The following is a 16,648-nucleotide window of genomic DNA, read 5'->3' as shown; positions in this document are numbered from 1 at the left end:
TCGCGACACTGGAGGGGCTGGCGCCGCAAGGGGCCGGCACGAAGCCCCATTGTCGCACGGGGCGCGTAAGTGGAGAACGAATGGCCGATCTGGAACGCTTGACCGAAGTGATCGAACCCGAGGCACAGGCCCTTGGTTTCGAGCTCGTGCGCGTCAAGATGGTGTCCTCGGAAGCCGGTGACGGCGGCGAGGCGCTGCAGATTATGGCCGAAGATCCCGCCACCGGCCAGCTGGTGATCGAACAATGCGCTGCGTTGTCGCGCCGGGTGTCCGAGCGTATGGACGCGCTCGAGGAACAGGGTGAAGTGCTGGTGGCCGGCGCCTATCACCTCGAAGTTTCCAGCCCCGGCATCGACCGTCCGCTGACCCGCGCGAAGGATTTCGCCAATTGGGCCGGGCACGAAGTGAAGATTTCCATGGCCAAAGGCTATGACGGCCAGCGCAATCTGCGCGGCGAATTGAAGGGTATCGAAGGCGACACGGTTGCCGTCGAAGACCGCAAGGCGGGCGATGTGTTTCTTCCCCGCGACCAGATACACTCGGCCAAACTCGTTCTTACCGACGAATTGATTGCCGCCACCCAGCCGCTCGACACGAGCGGTGCCGATGACATCGAAGAAGAAAAGGCAGACGACTGATGGCCAGTGCCATTTCCGCCAACAAGGCTGAACTCCTCGCGATTGCAACCTCGGTCGCCTCCGAAAAGATGATCGACAAGGCGATCGTCATCGAGGCGATGGAAGAAGCGATCCAGAAATCTGCCCGCAACCGTTACGGTGCGGAAAACGACATCCGCGCCAAGCTCGATCCGCTGACCGGCGATCTGCGCCTGTGGCGCGTCGTCGAGGTCGTCGAGGAAGTCGAGGACTACTTCAAGCAGATCGACCTCAAGGCCGCTGAAAAGCTGCAGGACGATGCCAAGATCGGCGATTTCATCGTCGACCCGCTGCCTCCGGTCGACCTTGGCCGCATCGACGCGCAGAGCGCCAAGCAGGTGATCTTCCAGAAGGTCCGCGATGCCGAACGCGAACGCCAGTTCGAAGAATTCAAGGACCGCGCGGGCGAAGTCATCACCGGCGTGATCAAATCGGTCGAGTTTGGCCATGTGGTCGTCAACCTCGGCCGCGCCGAGGGTGTCATCCGCCGCGACCAGCAGATCCCGCGCGAAGCCGCGCGTGTTGGCGAACGCGTCCGCGCGCTGATCACCAAGGTGGAACGCAACAACCGCGGCCCGCAGATCTTCCTCAGCCGCGCGCATCCCGATTTCATGAAGAAGCTGTTCGCGCAGGAAGTGCCCGAAATCTACGATGGCATCATCGAGATCAAGGCCGCCGCCCGCGATCCGGGCAGCCGCGCCAAGATCGGCGTGATCAGCCACGACAGCAGCATCGACCCGGTCGGTGCCTGCGTCGGCATGAAGGGCAGCCGCGTTCAGGCGGTCGTGCAGGAACTGCAGGGCGAAAAGATCGACATCATTCCCTGGAGCGATGACGGCGCGACTTTCATCGTCAACGCGCTTCAGCCGGCCACCGTCGCCCGCGTCGTGCTCGACGAAGAGGAAGGCCGCATCGAAGTCGTCGTTCCCGACGACCAGCTGTCGCTCGCCATCGGTCGCCGCGGCCAGAACGTGCGTCTCGCCAGCCAGCTGACGGGCAACCAGATCGACATCATGACCGAGGAAGAAGCCTCGGAGAAGCGCCAGAAGGAATTCGCCGAGCGCTCGAAGATGTTCGAGGAAGAACTCGACGTCGACGAAACGCTGTCGCAGCTGCTGGTTGCCGAAGGCTTCGCCGAACTCGAGGAAGTCGCCTATGTCGAGCTCGAGGAGCTGGCCGCGATCGAAGGCTTCGACGACGACCTCGCCGAGGAACTCCAGAACCGCGCCAAGGAAGCGATCGACCGCCAGGAAGCCGCGCACCGCGAAGCGCGCCGTGAACTGGGCGTCGAGGACGACCTGGCCGAGCTGCCGCACATGACCGAAGCCATGCTGGTCACGCTGGGCAAGGCAGGCATCAAGACGCTCGACGATCTGGCCGACCTCGCGACCGACGAACTCATTGCGCGCAAGCGCGAAGCACCGCGTCGCCGCAACAATGCTCCCGCCGATGGCCCGCCGATGCGGCGCCCCTCGGTGCGCGAGCAGGACAAGGGCGGCGTGCTGGGTGATTATGGCCTGAGCGAAGAGCAGGGCAACGAGATCATCATGGCGGCCCGCGCGCATTGGTTCGAAGACGAGGAAGCTCCGGCACCCGCCGAGACGTCCGACACGCAGGAGGCCGCCGATGCGGACTCCACCCAATGAGAGCCTGAGTTCCGACATCGCTGACACGCCGCAGGCCCGGAAAGCTTCCGAGCCCGAACGGCGCTGCATCCTGTCGGGTGAGACGGCCCCGCGCGAAACGCTCGTGCGGCTGGTCGCCTCGCCTGCGGGACTGATCCTGCCCGACGCGCAGGAAAAGGCCCCCGGGCGCGGTGCCTGGATCGGGGTCTCGCGTGACGAGTTTGCCGCTGCGCTTGCAGCAGGTAAGCTCAAGGGCGCGCTGGCACGCGCGTTCAAGACCGGCGATCTCGAAGTGTCCGGGAATTTGCCCGAGATGGTCGAAAATGCGCTGACCCGCGTATTGCTCGACCGGCTGGGGCTCGAAATGCGCGTGGGAAGTCTTATCTTGGGCACCCAGCGCATCGCCGAACAGGCACGCGGCGGGGCGGTAGCCTTGCTCCTGCATGCCCGCGATGCCAGCGAAGACGGGCGCAAGAAACTCGATCAGGCATGGCGTGTCGGGCGCGATGCGGAAGGCTCGGGCGAACGCGGCCTCGAACTGCCTCTGGACCGGAACGCTTTGTCTGTGGCATTGGGCCGCGACAATGTCGTCCATCTGGCGCTGGCCGATGAAGCTGCGGCTGCAAGGGTGATGAAGCCCCTGAAGCGCCTCATGCATTATTTGGGGCATGATCTGCCCGCCGCGGATGGGCCGCCACGCCGCGCGCCGATGACGAATTGAACGAGATAAAGAAGAGAAACGAGCAAGAATGAGCGACGACGAAAAGAAACCAGCCCGCAAGCCGCTGACCCTGAAGGGTGCGCAGCCGGGCGAGGTCAAGCAGACCTTCAGCCACGGCCGCACCAACAAGGTCGCGGTCGAGGTGAAGCGCCGCCGTAAGCTCGTGAAGCCCGGCGAAACCCCGCCGCCCGCAGAGCCGGCGCCCGCGCCGCCGCCGCCCGCACCCGAGCCGACCCCGGCTCCGGCACCGGTTGCCGAAAAGGCTGCGCCGAAGAAGAAAGCCGCGCCCGCTGGCGAGACTCCGCAGGAACGCGTCGCGCGGCTCCAGCGCGAAGCCGAGGAAGATCGCCTGCGGCAGGCCGAGGACGCGCGCAAGCGCGAAGAACAGCAGGCGCGTCAGGCTGCCGAAGACCAGAAGAAGCGCGCCGAAGACAAGCGCAAGGCCGAGGAAGAGGCTGCCCAGCAGGCTGCTACTGCGACCAAGCCCGCTGCCGAAGCGCCTGCGGAAGTGGCCGAAGAAACGCCCGCCGAGGAAGCGCCCGCCGCCAAGGATGCGGGCAGCACGCCTTCGCCTGCGCCGCGCCGGTTCACCCCGGTTGCGCGTCCCGAGCCCAAGAAACCCGAGCGCAAGAAGAAGGAAGAAAAGCCTGCACGCGGTGCAGAGCCCGTCGACAAGCGCCGGTCGGGCAAGCTGACGGTCAACAAGGCCCTCAACGAGGACGAAGGTCGCCGTGCCCGTTCGCTCGCCGCGCTCAAGCGTGCGCGCGAGAAGGAACGCCGGATGCAGGGCGGCCCGTCGAAGCCGCGCGAAAAGCAGGTCCGCGATGTTATCGTCCCCGAGGCGATCACGGTTGGCGAACTGGCCAAGCGCATGGGCGAAAAGGGTGCCGACCTCGTCAAGGAACTCTTCAATCTCGACATGATGGTTACCGTCAACCAGACGATCGACCAGGACACTGCGGAATTGCTGGTCGACCAGTTCGGCCACAATATCGAGAAGGTTTCCGAAGCCGATGTCGACATCGCCAAGGAAGCCGATGTCGATCCGCCCGAAACGCTCAAGCCGCGTCCGGCAGTGGTCACCATCATGGGCCATGTCGATCACGGCAAGACCAGCCTGCTCGATGCCCTGCGCGGCGCCAATGTCGTCAAGGGTGAAGCCGGCGGTATCACGCAGCATATCGGCAGCTACCAGGTGCAGACGAAGGGCGGCGATGCCATCACCTTCCTCGACACGCCGGGTCACGCCGCCTTTACCGAGATGCGCCAGCGCGGTGCCAATGTCACCGATATCGTGGTGCTGGTGGTGGCGGCCGATGACGGCATCATGCCGCAGACGATCGAGGCCATCAATCACACCAAGGCCGCGGGCGTCCCGATGATCGTTGCGATCAACAAGATGGACAAGCCCGAAGCCAATCCGGACAACATCCGCACGCGTCTGCTCGAACACGAAGTGATCGTCGAGAAGATGTCGGGCGAGGTGCAGGACGTCGAAATCTCCGCAAAGGAGAAGACCGGTCTCGACAAGCTGCTCGACGCGATCAGCCTGCAGGCCGAACTGCTCGAACTGAAGGCCAATCCCGATCGCATGGCCGAAGCGACGGTCATCGAAGCGCAGCTCGACAAGGGCCGCGGGCCGGTGGCCACTGTGCTGGTGACGCGCGGTACGCTCGAGCGTGGCAACACCTTCGTGGTGGGCACCCAAAGCGGCCGCGTCCGCGCGATCGTCAACGACCAGGGCAAGCAGATCAAGAAGGCCGGCCCGTCGATGCCGGTCGAGGTCCTCGGGCTGGGCGGCGTGCCGTCTGCCGGTGACGTGCTGAGCGTGGTCGAAAACGAACAGCGCGCGCGCGAAGTGGCGGAATACCGCCAGGAAAAGGCGACCGAGAAGCGCACCGCGCTGGCGCCGACCAGCTTCGATACGATGTTCAACAACCTCGCTTCGGATGTGGTCGAATTCCCCGTGCTGGTGAAAGCCGATGTCCAGGGGTCGGTGGAAGCCATCACCTCCGCGCTGCACAATCTGTCGAACGATCTCATCAAGGTTCGCGTGCTGCACGCCGGCGTGGGTGCGATCACCGAAAGCGATGTCCAGTTGGCGGCCGCCTCGAAGGCGCCGATCATCGGCTTCAACGTGCGTCCGAACGCCAAGGCGCGCGAACTGGTCAAGCGCGATGGCGTCGAGATGAAATATTACGACGTCATCTACCACCTGACCGACGAGATCGCGAAGGAAATGGCGGGCGAGCTGGGTCCGGAACGGATCGAACATGTCGTTGGCCGCGCCGCGGTCAAGGAAGTGTTCCGGTCGGGCAAGAAGGACAAGGCGGCTGGTCTGCTGGTCGAGGAAGGCGTCATCCGCAAGGGGCTGCATGCACGCCTCACGCGCGACGACGTCATCGTCTCGGCGACCACGATCGCTTCGCTGCGGCGCTTCAAGGACGATGTGGACGAAGTCCGCACCGGGCTCGAATGCGGCGTGGTGCTGGCCGACACGAACGACATCAAGGCGGGCGACCAGCTTGAAGTCTTCGAAGTCGAGGAGCGCGAACGGACGCTGTAAGCGCGTCCTTCCGTTCCAAGAGTAAACCGAAGGGGAGCCCGGCCACACCGCAAATGGTGCCGGGCTCGCCATCGAATCCCATCAGCGACGATGGCGAGGGTATCGAGGGATGCGAGTGAGCAAGTGACTGCGACCGAACACGCGCTTGGCGCGGCCCATGCCGACCTCATGGGGGTCGCATTCGACAGCTTCGACAAGGAGCGCGAGGAAATCACCCTACGGTTTCACGCGCCCGACAGCTTCATTACCCCGCGCGGCAGCGTGCAGGGCGGGCTCGTCGCGGGTTTCCTCGACGAGGTGATGGGCTGGGCGCATGTCTGGGCCACCGATCACGCCGAAGCGCCGCTCAATCTCGACATTTCGATGAGCCTGCTCAAGCCGGTCATGGCGGGGCCGTTGATCGGCAAGGGCCGGGTAATCCGCCGCGGGCGCAAGGTCATCTTCCTCGAAGGCGAACTGTTCGACGAGGCGGGCAAGCTGCTCGCCCGCGCGACCAGTACCGCGATCCCCACACCGCGTCCGGGCGGGGCCGCCTGATGGCCTATCCCGTCGCGCTCTAGCGAATTACCGAAAGACTTGCCTGATGGCCCGCAACGACTCCACTCCCGAACAGCAATCGGTCCGCGTCCTCAAGGTGGGCGAGCGGGTCCGCCATATCCTGTCCGAACTGCTCGCGCGCGGCGAGGCGCATGACGACGTGCTCTCGGCCAGCAACATCGCGGTCACCGAAGTGCGGATGACGCCCGATCTGCGCAATGCGAAGGCCTATGTGAAACCGCTGCTGGGCGAGGACGAGGGGCAGGTGCTCAAGGCGCTGCGGACCAACACCGCCTTCTTCCAGAAAGAGGTCGCGCAGCGGCTCGGCCTCAAATTCGCGCCCAAGCTCAACTTCCAGCCCGACGAGAGCTTCGACGAGGCCGACCGGATCGAACAATTGCTGAGCGATCCCAAGGTGGTGCGCGACCTCGACGACGAGGACTGAGTGGCCAAGCTCTATTTCTATTATGCGAGCATGAATGCGGGGAAGAGCTCGACCCTGCTGCAGACCGCGTTCAATTATGGCGAGCGCGGTATGCGCGTGTCGCTGTGGACTGCGGCGCTCGACAATCGGCCGGGGTTCGGCGCGATTTCCAGCCGTATCGGGCTGGCCAGCGATGCGCATCGCTACGAAACCGATACCGATATCGAAACCCGGGTGCTGGCCGACCATGCCGCCGACCCGATCGCCTGTGTGCTGGTGGACGAGGCGCAATTCCTCACCCGCGACCATGTCTGGCAATTGGCGCGGCTGGCCGACGATGCGGGTATCCCGGTGCTCTGCTATGGCCTGCGCACCGATTTCCAGGGCGAACTGTTTACCGGCTCCGCCTCGCTGCTTGGCATTGCCGATGCGCTGATCGAATTGAAGGCGGTCTGCGATTGCGGCCGCAAGGCGACGATGAACCTGCGCGTCGATGCACAAGGCAAAGCGGTGCGCGAAGGCGCGCAGACCGAAATCGGCGGGAGCGACCGCTATGTCGCCATGTGCCGGCGGCATTTTTGCGAAGCGCTGGCGGGTTGACCCGGCGCACCCTATCTAGCCGACCATGACCGAAACCCTCCTCCTCGCGGCGATCCTGATCCCGTGCCTGATCGTCGCCATCGTGTTCCACGAGGTGGCACATGGCTGGGCCGCGCTTGCGCTGGGCGATCCCACCGCCAAGGAACAGCGGCGGCTGTCGCTCAACCCGATCCGCCATATCGACCCGATCGGCACACTGCTGGTCCCCGGTACGCTGGCACTGTTCGGCGGACCGATCTTCGGCTGGGCGAAACCCGTCCCGGTACGCGGCGACCGCCTGCGCAATCCCCGTTTCGGCATGGTCGCTGTGGCCGCGGCAGGACCGGGGACCAACCTGCTGCTGGCCCTGGTGGGGGCCGTGGTGTTCGGCGCCCTTTCGGGCACGATCATCGCCGCGGGCGCGGTGCCGCCCGACTGGCTGTTGACCGCAGGCGGCATGTTCATCCTGATCAACGTCTTCCTGGCGCTGTTCAACCTGCTGCCGATCCCGCCCTTCGATGGTTCGCATATCGTCGGCGGCCTGCTGCCACGCAAATGGGCGGTCAATTGGCAGAGGCTCCAGTCGCTCGGCATGCTGTTCTTCATCGTGCTGATCGCCGCAACCTGGGCCTTCCCCGACAGCGGGCTGATCGAGAACACCGTGCTGCCGCCGGTATTGTGGATGCAGGAACGCTATTTCGAACTGGCCGAGTGGGTCGCACGCGGGATTGCGGAATGAGCGACCTCAAGCCCGCATCGCATGGCTGGCTGATCCTCGACAAGCCGCGCGGGCTTGGCTCGACGCAGGCCGTCGGCATGGTCAAGCGCGTGCTGCGCCAAGGCGGCTATGCGAAGACCAAGGTCGGTCACGGCGGCACGCTCGACCCGCTGGCCGAAGGCGTGCTCCCGATCGCGCTGGGCGAGGCGACCAAGCTGGCGGGGCGCATGCTCGATGCCGAAAAGATCTACGCCTTCACCATCCAGTTCGGCGAGGAGACCGCTACGCTCGACACCGAGGGCGAGGTGACGGAGCGCAACGATCGCCGGCCGCTGATGGCAGCGATCGCGGGCGTGCTCGACCATTTCACCGGCCCCATCGAACAGGTGCCGCCCGCTTATTCGGCACTCAAGATCGATGGCAAGCGCGCCTACGACCGTGCCCGCGCGGGCGAAACGGTCGAAATGAAGACGCGCGCTGTGACGGTTCACGACCTTTATCTCGCCGGTCATCCCCGCGAAGGCGGGGATCCAGACAAGGACAGCTCTCTCGCTCGGGGGCGGCTGGACCCCCGCCTTCGCGGGGGTGACGATGGTGGTGTTGGCCTCGTCAGCGCATTCCAGACCACTGCCGGCCGCCCCGATCCATACGATCCGCAGGCCCCGCTCGAACTGGCGGACAGCGTCACGCTGATCGCGCATGTCTCGAAGGGCACGTATATCCGGTCGCTGGCACGGGATATCGCACGCGCGCTTGGCACGCTCGGCCATGTCACTTATCTGCGGCGGATCAAGGCCGGGCCGTTCCTCGAGGAACAGGCGATTTCGCTGGACACGCTGGAGGAAATCGCTAAGGGCGCGGCCATTGAAAACCTTCTCCTGCCGCTTGAGGCGGGACTGGACGACATCCCGGTCCTCACCCTCGATCCCGACAGCGCGCAGGCGGTCCGCCAGGGCCGGGTATTGTCGGAACTGCCCCATACCGACGGGCTCTACCTCGCCACCGCGCACGATGTGCCGGTAGCCTTGATGGAACTCAGCGGGGGCACGGCCAAGGTCGTGCGGGGTTTTAACCTGCCGGATGTCGCGGAGTAGAATGAATGTCGGTAACTGCCGAAAAGAAACAAGAGATCATCAAGGACAATGCCGTCGCCGAAGGCGATACCGGTTCGCCGGAAGTCCAGGTCGCGATCCTCACCGAGCGTATCCGCAACCTGACCGAGCATTTCAAGTCCAATCACAAGGACAACCACTCGCGCCGTGGTCTGCTGATGATGGTCAACAAGCGCCGCAACCTGCTCGCCTATCTCAAGAAGATAGACGTCGAGCGGTACAACGCGCTGATCCAGAAGCTGGGTCTTCGCAAGTAAGAGTTTCTCAAAGGGGTGGCTCAGGCCGCCCCTTTGTTTATCCGGCATCCGCGCAATACGGCGCGGGGGCGGAAACTAGGGGCGCGAAAAGCCTCGCACCGGACCGGGACGGAATACCCGGCACAGTAGGCCCCGCACCGCAATAAGGCCGCGCGGGTTCATAAGGAAAATACATGTTCGACACGAAAACCGTATCGCTGGAGTGGGGCGGAAAGACCCTCACCCTCGAAACCGGCCGCATCGCCCGTCAGGCTGACGGCGCCGTTCTGGCCACCTATGGCGAAACCGTGGTGCTGTGCGCCGTGACCGCCGCCAAGAGTGTACGCGAAGGGCAGGACTTCTTCCCGCTGACCGTCCACTACCAGGAAAAATTCTCCGCTGCGGGCCGGATCCCCGGCGGCTTCTTCAAGCGCGAAGGCCGCGCGACGGAGAAGGAAACGCTTACCTCGCGTCTCATCGATCGCCCCGTGCGACCGCTGTTTCCCGAAGGTTTCTACAACGAAATCAACGTGATCTGCCAGGTCCTGTCGTATGATGGCGAGACCGAGCCCGATATCGTCGCGATGATCGCCGCTTCGGCTGCGCTGACCATCAGCGGTGTGCCCTTCATGGGCCCGATCGGCGCTGCACGCGTCGGCTACCGCAATGGCGAATACGAACTGAACCCGAGCCTTGGTGCCGCGCTTGACGAAGACGGTCGTCTCGACCTCGTCGTCGCTGCGACGCAGGACGCGGTGATGATGGTCGAATCCGAAGCCAAGGAGCTGACCGAAGAGGAAATGCTCGGCGCGGTGCTGTTCGCACATGAGGAAAGCCGCAAGGTTATCGGCGCGATCGTCGATCTGGCCGAACAGGCTGCCAAGGAGCCGTGGGAAGTCGACGCTTCGGACGATACCTCGGCGATCAAGGAACAGCTGCGCGGCATCGTCGGTGACGACATCGCTGCCGCTTACAAGCTGACCGACAAGTCGGCGCGTTCGAATGCGCTCAACGAAGCGCGGGCGAAGGCCAAGGAAGCATTCGCCAGCGAAGAAGCGCAGACGCAGATGGTCGCCAACAAAGCGGTCAAGAAGCTCGAAGCCGAAATCGTCCGCGGGGCCATCCTCAAGGACGGTCAGCGCATCGACGGCCGCAAGCTCGACCAGGTTCGCCCGATCGAAGCCATGGTCGGTCTGCTGCCCCGTACGCATGGTTCGGCGCTGTTCACGCGCGGTGAAACGCAGGCAATCTGCACCACCACGCTGGGCACCAAGGATGCCGAGCAGATGATCGACGGTCTCGAAGGCCTGTCGTACAATCACTTCATGCTGCACTATAACTTCCCGCCCTATTCGGTCGGGGAAGTGGGCCGCTTCGGCTTCACCAGCCGCCGCGAAACCGGCCACGGCAAGCTCGCATGGCGTGCGCTGCACCCGGTGCTGCCTGCGCATGAAGACTTCCCCTATACTATCCGCCTCCTGTCGGACATCACCGAGTCCAACGGCTCGTCCTCGATGGCGACCGTTTGCGGTGGCTGTCTGTCGATGATGGATGCTGGCGTTCCGATCGAACGTCCGGTTTCGGGCATCGCCATGGGCCTGATCCTCGAAGGCGACGACTTTGCCGTCCTGTCGGACATCCTCGGTGACGAAGATCACCTGGGCGACATGGACTTCAAGGTCGCCGGTTCGGAAAGCGGGATCACGTCGCTCCAGATGGACATCAAGGTTGCCGGCATCACGCAGGAAATCATGAAGACCGCGCTCGAGCAGGCTAAGGCCGGCCGTGCGCACATCCTGGGTGAAATGAACAAGGCGCTGACCGGCGCCCGCACCGAGGTTTCCAAGCACGCACCGCGTATCGAGACCATGCAGATCGACAAGTCGAAGATCCGCGACGTTATCGGTACCGGCGGCAAGGTGATCCGCGAGATCGTCGCCGAAACCGGCGCCAAGGTCGACATCGACGACGAGGGCGTGATCAAGATCAGCTCCTCCAACTCGGACGAGATCGAAGCTGCCCGCAAGTGGATCGAAGGCATCGTCGAAGAGGCGGAAGTCGGCAAGATCTACAACGGCAAGGTCGTCAACATCGTCGACTTCGGCGCTTTCGTGAACTTCATGGGCGGCAAGGACGGTCTCGTCCACGTCAGCGAAATGAAGAACGAGCGCGTCGAAAAGCCGACCGACGTCGTGTCGGAAGGCCAGGAAGTGAAGGTCAAGGTCCTCGAGATCGACCAGCGCGGCAAGGTCCGTCTGTCGATGCGTGTCGTGGACCAGGAAACCGGCGAAGAGCTGGAAGACACCCGTCCTGCGCGCGAACCGCGCGGTGACCGTGGCCCGCGTGGCGGCGGTGGTGGCCGTGGCGGCGACCGCCGCGGTGGCCGGGGTGGCCCGCGCCGCGACCGTGATGGCGGCGGCGACAAGGACGGGGGCGGTGAAGCTCACGTTCCCGACTTCCTGAAGGACTGATCCTTCGCTAACGATTAGGGAAGGGGTCGCGGGTTCGCCTGCGGCCCCTTTGCTTTGGAGATTTGCCATGCTTCCGCGCGAAACCATTGCCACTGCCGACATCCCCGACGGCGAAACGCTCACGCTGGTCAGCCACGGGCGCGATTTCATCATCATGCTCGGCCGCGACGAGCTGATGGGCACGCGCATGCAGTTTTCCGAGGAGCAACTGGCCGAGCTTACGCTGGCCGAGCTCGCGGCGCCGAAGCCGCGGGTGCTGATCGGCGGCTATGGCATGGGCTTTACCTATCGCGCCGCGCTCGACCGACTGCCTGCGGGCGGCTCGGTGACCGTGGCCGAAATCGTTCCGGAGATAATCGACTGGGCGGCGGGGCCGCTGGCGCATCTGACCGGCGACAGCCTGTCCGACGACCGCGGCAAGGTCGTGATCTGCGACGTGGCGGCGCTGATCGACGATGCCAATGATGGCACCACGGGCAAATATGATGCGATCCTGCTCGATGTCGACAATGGCCCCGACGGGATCGTCCGCGATGCCAATTACCGTATCTACAGCCGGACCGGCCTCGCCAAGGCACGCGATGCGCTGAACCGCGGCGGCATCCTCGCGATCTGGTCGGCCGCGCCCGACCACAAGTTCACCCAGCGCCTCAAGGAAGGCGGGTTCGATGTCGAAGTGCGCGAAGTGCGCGCGCGCCCCAACAACAAGGGCCCGCGGCACACTATCTGGTTCGCCCGCAAGCTTTAGCGGGCGATCCGCACGCGGCCCATGAAATCCATCTTGCCCACGGGCACGCCCTTCATCCGCAGGATGTTATAGGCGGTCGCGCAGTGGAAATAGAAGTTCGGCTGGCTGAAGCTGAGCAGGAAGTCCTCGGCGGTGAAATCCATCCCGCGGTCCTTGAATTCGAACCGCATCGGCTGGCCGATAAAACTCTCCATCTCCTCCTCGGTCAGTGCTTCAAGCGCGGCCACCGCGCCGGCGAGCTTGGCACGCAAATCGGAGAAGCTGGCGGGCGGGGGGTTGAGATCGGGCGAATAGAGCCCGGCGCGCACGCCCTCGATCGAACCCTGCGTATGCTCGGCCACGCATTTGACCTGATACGACCACGGCAGCATGTCATCGAAGATGCGCGCGCCGATGAATTCATCGTGCCCGCAATCATGTTCGCCGCACCATTTCTCGGCCATGTCGACAAGGTGGTTTGCCGTTCCGAGCATCTGCAAGGCGCTGGGGACATAGGCGGCGTGAAGCGATAGCGGCATAGTGATTTTCTCTCCCGAATTTGGTGCCGACCATAGGCGAGAAGTTCGCCCGTGCCAGCCGCAATCCGCTCAGACCTCGCGGACCAGCCGGGGTTGGGAATGCTTGCCATCCTGCCACAGCAGCAATTTGTCGCGGCCTGCGTCCTTGGCGGCATACAGCGCATCGTCGCCGCGCTTTACCGCAGAATCGAGCGTGTCCTGCTCGCCGACCTGCGTCAGCCCGGCGCTGGCGGTAACGGGGAAGGGCACCTCGGGTACCAGCTCGAGCACCGAGATCGTGATCCGGCGGCGCACAGTTTCGGCGAGCCGCTGCCAATCGTCGCCATAGAGCAGCACGACGAATTCCTCGCCCCCCTGCCGCGCAGGGAAGACATTGTCGTGCTTGAGCCCTTCGGCCACCGCGATCAGCACTTCATCGCCGACATCATGGCCGAACATGTCGTTGATGCGTTTGAAATGGTCGCAGTCGATCACTGCCAGTCCGCGGGGACGTCCATGGCCGCTATCGCGAAAGCGTAGTGCCAGGCCGCGGCGGTTGGCGATATCGGTCAGCGGGTCGGTGGCGACCGCAATCCGCGCCTCGCGCACATCGGCCACTGCCGCATCGCGCTGGCGTTTGATGACCATGAAGCCGTCGATCACTCCGACGCCGGTAAAGAGGAAATCGGCCAGGATCGCGAACAATGCGGCGACCTGCCAATAGGGCATCGGCTCGCCGGTGCTCAGCTCATAGGACAGCACGACAAGCGCGACCGCGATCAGCGGAGAGTAACTGACCGCCTGGAACCGCGCCGCCCGGCTGCCCGCGCGCACCGCCACGATCAGCGCGACCAGCAGCCCGAGGATCATGGCGAGGATGATCAAATCGTGCAGCCAGTCGAGCCGCGGCCACCACGGCGCCAGCGCAGTCGCGGTGCCGCCAAGGACGCCGATCGGTAACATCGTTCGCAGCCAGAAGCGGATCCGGGCGTAGCGGGCGTGCTCTTCGATATAGGCGGCGAGGAACGGGCCGGTGCAGCCGATCGCGATCGACAGCGCGATCTCGCCAATGTCGATGCGTGCCTCGCCCGTCGGAAAGAACGCGGGCAGTTCCACCGGGAACAGTGCCAGCCCCATGAGGCAGAAGGCGAACGTTCGGACCGCGTTCCACAGCAGGAAGGTGCGCCGCATGACCGGATAGAACGCCAGCGCGAGCATGCCGAAAGTCCCGGCCACGCCCAGAAATGCGCCGAAAGTGACGCTCCCCCATTCCATCTCGCTTTCCCGGCCCCCCATGGCTGGCGCATACCAAACGGCCTCGACCCCACCGCCGGTGAGCGGTGGGGCGAGCGGTATGCCTAATTCTTACACCCTCCCATTTTGGGGTAGGGCGACGGAGCGACCCGGAATTCGGTGTCTAGCGAACGCGCGGTCCGCCGAACGGCAGCGGCGGAGGGGGACGGCGCGCACCGCGGGGCAGCTGCGCCTGATAGGCCCGGCCGCAATGTTCGACGCAATAAGGGAAGCCGGGGTTCACGGCTTCACCGCAGAAATGGAAATCGGGTTCGCCCGGATGGCCCATCGGCCAGCGGCAGACCTTGTCCGACAGGTCGAGCAGGCTGGTCTTGTCGGCAATCTCGGCGCTCGGCTTGGCGGGCACCAGCCGGCGCGGTGGCGCGGGCGGGATCGGCGGTTGCTGATCGCCCGGACCCTGGCGCAGGAAGCCGCCGGGGCCGACCGATACGATCTTGGGCAGGTTGGAAGACCGGTTGGGCAGCGGCTGAGACTGGGCCGCACCGTCCTGCTTGGGACCGGCTGCGGCAGGAGCAGCGGGCTTGGTAGGCGCGGCAGCGGCAGGCGCTGTCTTCGGCGCAGGCTTGGCGGCTTTCTTGGCCGCCGGCTTGGGCGCCGGTGCGGGCTTGGTCGGGGCCTTTTTCTTATCGTTGGCCTTCACCGGCGAAGGACGCGACTTGAGGCCAAGGCGATGCGCCTTGCCGATCACGGCATTGCGGCTGACCCCGCCCAGTTCGTCGGCGATCTGGCTGGCGGTCGAGCCGCCCTCCCACATCTTTTTCAGCGTTGCGATCCGTTCGTCGGTCCAGCTCATTTGCAGTCCTGTATCTCGTGTCTCGACGTCGCAGCTTGCATGCCGTGACGCTTGGGCCTAGTCGCCGCCCCCATGGTCGATCAAGCCCCGCCCGTATCGCCCGGAAGCGATCACCCGGACGCCTCCTTCGTGGAGGGTAATGCCGGAAGGGGGGGCCGGTTTCCGCCGCGGGGACACCCGGTGATTCGCGGGATCAACGGGATCGGCCTGTGGAGCCTCTATATGAAGGAGGTCCGCCGGTTTCTCAAGGTCCAGACGCAGACAATCTGGGCCCCGGCGATCACTACGCTGCTTTTTCTTGTCATCTTCTCTGTCGCGCTGGGGCGCGGCGGACGCGAAGTGCTCGGCGTCAACTTCCCGACCTTCGTCGCGCCGGGGCTGATTGCCATGGCAATGATGCAGAACGCCTTTGCCAATTCGTCCTTCTCGCTGCTCTCGGGCAAGATCCAGGGCACGATCATCGACCTGCTGATGCCGCCGCTGTCCGAAGGCGAGCTGATGGGCGGGATCGTCGGCGCCGCCATGACCCGCGCGGTGGCGGTGGGGTTCGTGGTGGCCGGTGCGATGATGCTCTATCCCGGTGTCAGCCTCGCGATGACGCATCCCTGGGCGGTCCTGTGGTTCGGGCTGATGGGGGCGATGATGCTCTCGCTGCTCGGCTTGCTCGCGTCGATCTGGGCGGAGAAATTCGACCACAATGCCGCGGTGACCAATTTCGTGATTGCCCCGCTGGCGATGCTGTCGGGCACCTTCTACGTGATCGACCGGTTGGCACCCGCGTTCCAGGCGGTCAGCCGCGCCAACCCGTTCTTCTATGTGATTTCGGGCTTTCGCTACGGCTTTCTCGGCCAGAGCGATATCGGCGATGCAACAGCGGTGGCCATGGCGGCACTGGGCCTGCTCGCGCTCAACGCACTGCTCGCGCTGGGCACTTACAAGCTGCTGAAATCAGGCTGGAAAATCAAGAACTGATCGCTTCGCGCGATCAGTGGGTCATGCTCCGCCGCATACGATAGCGGCCGTTTTCGAAATGCTCGAAATACTGGTGCACATCGGGATGCGAAACCGGGCCCGAGATCGAATCCGTCACCAAATTCTGCTGGCTGACATAAGCGACATAATCGCTGTCGTCGCTTTCGGCGAGCAGGTGGTAGAACGGCTGGTTGCGGTCGGGCCGGATGTCTTCGGGGATCGCCTCGTACCATTCGTCGCTATTGGCGAAGACGGGGTCGATGTCGAAGATCACGCCGCGGAAGTCGAACATGCGGTGCTTCACCACATCGCCGATGGCGAAGCGGCTTTTCATGCGGCGCGGGGCATCGATGGTGCGACCAGCCTGGGCGGAGAAATACTGTGCTCGATCCATGAGAACCGACGATATGGGGTGCACCGGCCCGCTTACAATGGGCATGCGCGGCCGATCCCCCGAAATCTCGTGAAAAGGGGCTTGGCAAGGAGGGGGCGCTCGGCTAATCGGCGCGCCTTGCTTCGACCGGGGCCTTTGGCCCGAAGCGCACCCGACATATGCGGAGAGGTGGCAGAGAGGTCGAATGCGCTGCACTCGAAATGCAGTGTACTGGCAACAGTACCGTGGGTTCGAATCCCACCCTCTCCGCCACGGGACCTTCTCGATCAGCCGTTCATGCTGCGC

At 64.4% G+C, this 16,648-nt stretch carries 17 protein-coding genes and 1 tRNA gene; 14 read left to right on the top strand and 4 right to left on the bottom strand.

What is annotated here, in order from left to right:
- The first annotated feature begins 80 nt into the window (after window positions 1-80).
- The 12 genes from rimP (at window position 81) to N6L26_RS07655 (ending at window position 12,393) form a co-directional block, all read left to right on the top strand.
- Complete coding sequence (rimP, locus tag N6L26_RS07710; RefSeq protein WP_263605029.1) at window positions 81-638, top strand: ribosome maturation protein RimP; 558 nt, start codon at window positions 81-83, stop codon at window positions 636-638.
- A complete protein-coding gene (gene nusA, locus N6L26_RS07705) occupies window positions 638-2,302 on the top strand; it encodes a transcription termination factor NusA (RefSeq protein WP_263605028.1) in 1,665 nt (554 codons plus the stop codon). The genes rimP and nusA overlap by 1 nt, the downstream gene beginning before the upstream one ends.
- Complete coding sequence (locus N6L26_RS07700) at window positions 2,283-3,002, top strand: DUF448 domain-containing protein (protein ID WP_263605027.1); 720 nt, start codon at window positions 2,283-2,285, stop codon at window positions 3,000-3,002. Before nusA ends, N6L26_RS07700 begins: the two co-directional genes overlap by 20 nt.
- Before the next feature lie 28 nt (window positions 3,003-3,030).
- On the top strand, window positions 3,031-5,568 hold the full coding sequence (gene infB / locus N6L26_RS07695; RefSeq protein WP_263605026.1) for a translation initiation factor IF-2: 2,538 nt from the start codon (window positions 3,031-3,033) through the stop codon (window positions 5,566-5,568).
- 123 nt (window positions 5,569-5,691) lie between these two features.
- Window positions 5,692-6,105 carry a PaaI family thioesterase gene (locus tag N6L26_RS07690; RefSeq protein WP_318173594.1) on the top strand — a complete coding sequence of 138 codons (414 nt, stop codon included), beginning with the start codon at window positions 5,692-5,694 and terminating at the stop codon, window positions 6,103-6,105.
- Between the two features lie 46 nt (window positions 6,106-6,151).
- Complete coding sequence (gene rbfA / locus N6L26_RS07685) at window positions 6,152-6,550, top strand: 30S ribosome-binding factor RbfA (RefSeq protein ID WP_263605025.1); 399 nt, start codon at window positions 6,152-6,154, stop codon at window positions 6,548-6,550.
- A complete protein-coding gene (locus tag N6L26_RS07680) occupies window positions 6,551-7,129 on the top strand; it encodes a thymidine kinase (RefSeq protein ID WP_263605024.1) in 579 nt (192 codons plus the stop codon).
- Window positions 7,130-7,154: 25 nt separating this feature from the next.
- Complete coding sequence (locus N6L26_RS07675; RefSeq protein WP_263605023.1) at window positions 7,155-7,847, top strand: site-2 protease family protein; 693 nt, start codon at window positions 7,155-7,157, stop codon at window positions 7,845-7,847.
- Entirely contained in the window at window positions 7,844-8,920 is a 1,077-nt protein-coding gene (gene truB / locus N6L26_RS07670) for a tRNA pseudouridine(55) synthase TruB (RefSeq protein ID WP_263605022.1), read from the top strand. The genes N6L26_RS07675 and truB overlap by 4 nt, the downstream gene beginning before the upstream one ends.
- A 5-nt stretch (window positions 8,921-8,925) precedes the next feature.
- Window positions 8,926-9,195, top strand: coding sequence for a 30S ribosomal protein S15 (gene rpsO / locus N6L26_RS07665; RefSeq protein ID WP_263605021.1), 270 nt, complete (start codon window positions 8,926-8,928; stop codon window positions 9,193-9,195).
- Window positions 9,196-9,368: 173 nt separating this feature from the next.
- Window positions 9,369-11,645 (top strand): polyribonucleotide nucleotidyltransferase, encoded by a 2,277-nt coding sequence (pnp, locus tag N6L26_RS07660; RefSeq protein WP_263605020.1) that lies wholly within the window; start codon window positions 9,369-9,371, stop codon window positions 11,643-11,645.
- A gap of 67 nt (window positions 11,646-11,712) precedes the next feature.
- Complete coding sequence (locus tag N6L26_RS07655; protein WP_263605019.1) at window positions 11,713-12,393, top strand: spermidine synthase; 681 nt, start codon at window positions 11,713-11,715, stop codon at window positions 12,391-12,393.
- Here the strand turns inward: N6L26_RS07655 and N6L26_RS07650 are convergent.
- The 3 genes from N6L26_RS07650 to N6L26_RS07640 all read right to left on the bottom strand — a co-directional run bounded on the left by N6L26_RS07650 (window position 12,390) and on the right by N6L26_RS07640 (window position 14,997).
- Window positions 12,390-12,911, bottom strand: coding sequence for a DUF1993 family protein (locus tag N6L26_RS07650; RefSeq protein WP_263605018.1), 522 nt, complete (start codon window positions 12,909-12,911; stop codon window positions 12,390-12,392). The two genes, N6L26_RS07655 and N6L26_RS07650, sit on opposite strands and share 4 nt — an antisense overlap.
- 69 nt (window positions 12,912-12,980) lie before the next feature.
- Entirely contained in the window at window positions 12,981-14,186 is a 1,206-nt protein-coding gene (locus N6L26_RS07645; protein WP_263605017.1) for a sensor domain-containing diguanylate cyclase, read from the bottom strand.
- Between the two features lie 121 nt (window positions 14,187-14,307).
- The gene (locus tag N6L26_RS07640; RefSeq protein ID WP_263605016.1) at window positions 14,308-14,997 is read right to left on the bottom strand and encodes a GcrA family cell cycle regulator; all 690 of its coding nucleotides are present in this window, start codon (window positions 14,995-14,997) and stop codon (window positions 14,308-14,310) included.
- Between the two features lie 72 nt (window positions 14,998-15,069).
- Between N6L26_RS07640 and N6L26_RS07635 the strand changes: the two genes are divergently transcribed.
- Window positions 15,070-15,969, top strand: coding sequence for an ABC transporter permease (locus N6L26_RS07635; RefSeq protein ID WP_412071318.1), 900 nt, complete (start codon window positions 15,070-15,072; stop codon window positions 15,967-15,969).
- 13 nt (window positions 15,970-15,982) lie between these two features.
- Here the strand turns inward: N6L26_RS07635 and hspQ are convergent, their stop codons facing one another.
- Complete coding sequence (gene hspQ / locus N6L26_RS07630; protein WP_263605015.1) at window positions 15,983-16,363, bottom strand: heat shock protein HspQ; 381 nt, start codon at window positions 16,361-16,363, stop codon at window positions 15,983-15,985.
- Window positions 16,364-16,525: 162 nt separating this feature from the next.
- Between hspQ and N6L26_RS07625 the strand changes: the two genes are divergently transcribed.
- Window positions 16,526-16,615: transfer RNA gene (locus N6L26_RS07625), tRNA-Ser, on the top strand.
- The last annotated feature ends 33 nt before the right edge of the window (window positions 16,616-16,648 follow it).

The sequence above is a fragment of the Qipengyuania sp. SS22 genome, assembly GCF_025736935.1.
Taxonomy (GTDB): Bacteria; Pseudomonadota; Alphaproteobacteria; order Sphingomonadales; family Sphingomonadaceae; genus Qipengyuania.
Note: the sequence above shows the minus strand (reverse complement) of the source record. Positions and strands in the feature narration are given on the sequence as shown.